We start from the raw sequence: 1,610 nt of genomic DNA, 5'->3' as shown, positions 1-1,610 counted from the left end.
CGGGGCTGGAAGCATGCTCTCCTGGACGCGGTGGCTGCTGGGCGACTACGAGCGCTGGCGGGAGGTCCACCGCGTGACCGGACTGTTCGTTGCAGCCGGGTTCATCCACGGCCTAGCCGACGCCACCGCATTCGGATCTGGACCGTTCCCGATCTTGTAGACACCCGGTCGTAGACTGCCGCTGATCGCAGCGGAGGTACTCGCGTGGCGACACGCCGACGCTTCACCCAGGAGTACAAGGACCAGGCCGTTAGCCTCGTCCTGAATTCCGGCCGGACGATCGCCGAGGTGGCGAAAAGTATTGGCGTCCACGAGATGACGTTGGGCAAATGGGTGAAGAACGCTAGAGAGGCCGGCCAGGTTCCCGGCAAAGACCTGTCCGAGTCTGAACGGGTCGAGTTGGAACGGCTCCGCAAGGAGAATGCTGTTCTGCGGATGGAGCGGGACTTCGCAAAAAAAGTTGCGACCTGGTTCGCGAAAGAACAGCCGTGAAATACGCGGCGATCGCGGGCTGGGCCGGCGACAAGCAATACCCGGTCACGTTCATGTGCGCGCAGCTGGGCGTGGCCAGACAGGGCTACTACCGGTGGCTGACCGATGGCCCGAGCGAACACGACCGCACCGACGAGCAACTCACCGACCAGATCCGAAAGATCCACGCTGAGCTGCACGGCCACCCTGGCGTACGCCGGATCTGGGCCGAACTCGTCGTGCGCGGCGTACGGATCGGGCGCAAGCGGGTCTGGCGGCTCATGCGGGCCGCCGGCCTGCAAGGACGCCATCCACGTGCCTGGAAACGCACCACCATCGCAGGTCAACGCCCTGTCGATGCTCCTGACCTGATCGGTCAGGACTTCACCGCCGCCGACCCCGACACCCGCTGGGTCGGTGACATCACCTACGTCCAGACCGTCGACGGCTGGGCGTACACCGCGACCGTCATCGACCTGCACTCCCGCAAAGTGGTCGGCTACGCCGTGGCCGACCACCTGCGTACCAGCCTGGTCATCGAGGCCCTCGCCGCCGCGCTCGCCACCCGCAAACCCGCGACCGGGGTGATCTTCCACAGCGACCGCGGCTGCCAATACACCTCCCGTGACTTCGCCAACTTCTGCGTCGAGAACGGCGTAGTACGTTCCATGGGACGACGGGCTACTTGTTTCGATAACGCCGTCGCCGAGTCATTCTTCGCAACGTACAAGAAAGAGCTCATCCATACCCGACCATGGAATGACCTCATCGAGGTCAGGCAACACACATTCCTGTGGATCGAGGCCTACTACAACCGTCGACGACGGCACTCCACCCTCAAATACTTGACACCTATCGAGTACGAGCTAGGATTCAGAGAACTTACCGAACTGGCAGCCTAAATCGGTGTCAATAAAATCGGGAACTCTCCAGATCGGTTGGGTAGAGGGCAGGGCTTTCGTAGCGTTCGCGGGCGCGGGCGAGGATTTCGACTTCGAGTTCGTTGAGAGCGGTGTCCAGGTCGGCCACTTCCCCGGGCCACCCGAGCACGAACTCCTGCTCTGCCCCGTGGTGCGCTGCCTGCTCTGCGCCGTCGACGTTGCGGGCGAGGCTTTCAGTGTTGTTGATGTCGCTGTCCG

General features: G+C 63.0%; 3 protein-coding genes. 2 read left to right on the top strand and 1 reads right to left on the bottom strand.

Features of this window, described 5'->3' with window-relative positions; translation table 11 throughout:
* Window positions 1-204: 204 nt before the first annotated feature.
* Complete coding sequence (locus VGH54_RS18530) at window positions 205-492, top strand: transposase (protein WP_331513539.1); 288 nt, start codon at window positions 205-207, stop codon at window positions 490-492.
* Window positions 489-1,373, top strand: a complete 885-nt coding sequence (locus VGH54_RS18525; RefSeq protein ID WP_331513538.1) for an IS3 family transposase — start codon at window positions 489-491, stop codon at window positions 1,371-1,373. Before VGH54_RS18530 ends, VGH54_RS18525 begins: the two co-directional genes overlap by 4 nt.
* 7 nt (window positions 1,374-1,380) lie before the next feature.
* Here the strand turns inward: VGH54_RS18525 and VGH54_RS18520 are convergent.
* The coding region (locus VGH54_RS18520) for a hypothetical protein (protein WP_331513537.1) at window positions 1,381-1,610 on the bottom strand (230 nt) is incomplete at its 5' end.

Source organism: Mycobacterium sp. (assembly GCF_036488105.1).
Taxonomy (GTDB): Bacteria; Actinomycetota; Actinomycetes; order Mycobacteriales; family Mycobacteriaceae; genus Mycobacterium.
Note: the sequence above shows the minus strand (reverse complement) of the source record. Positions and strands in the feature narration are given on the sequence as shown.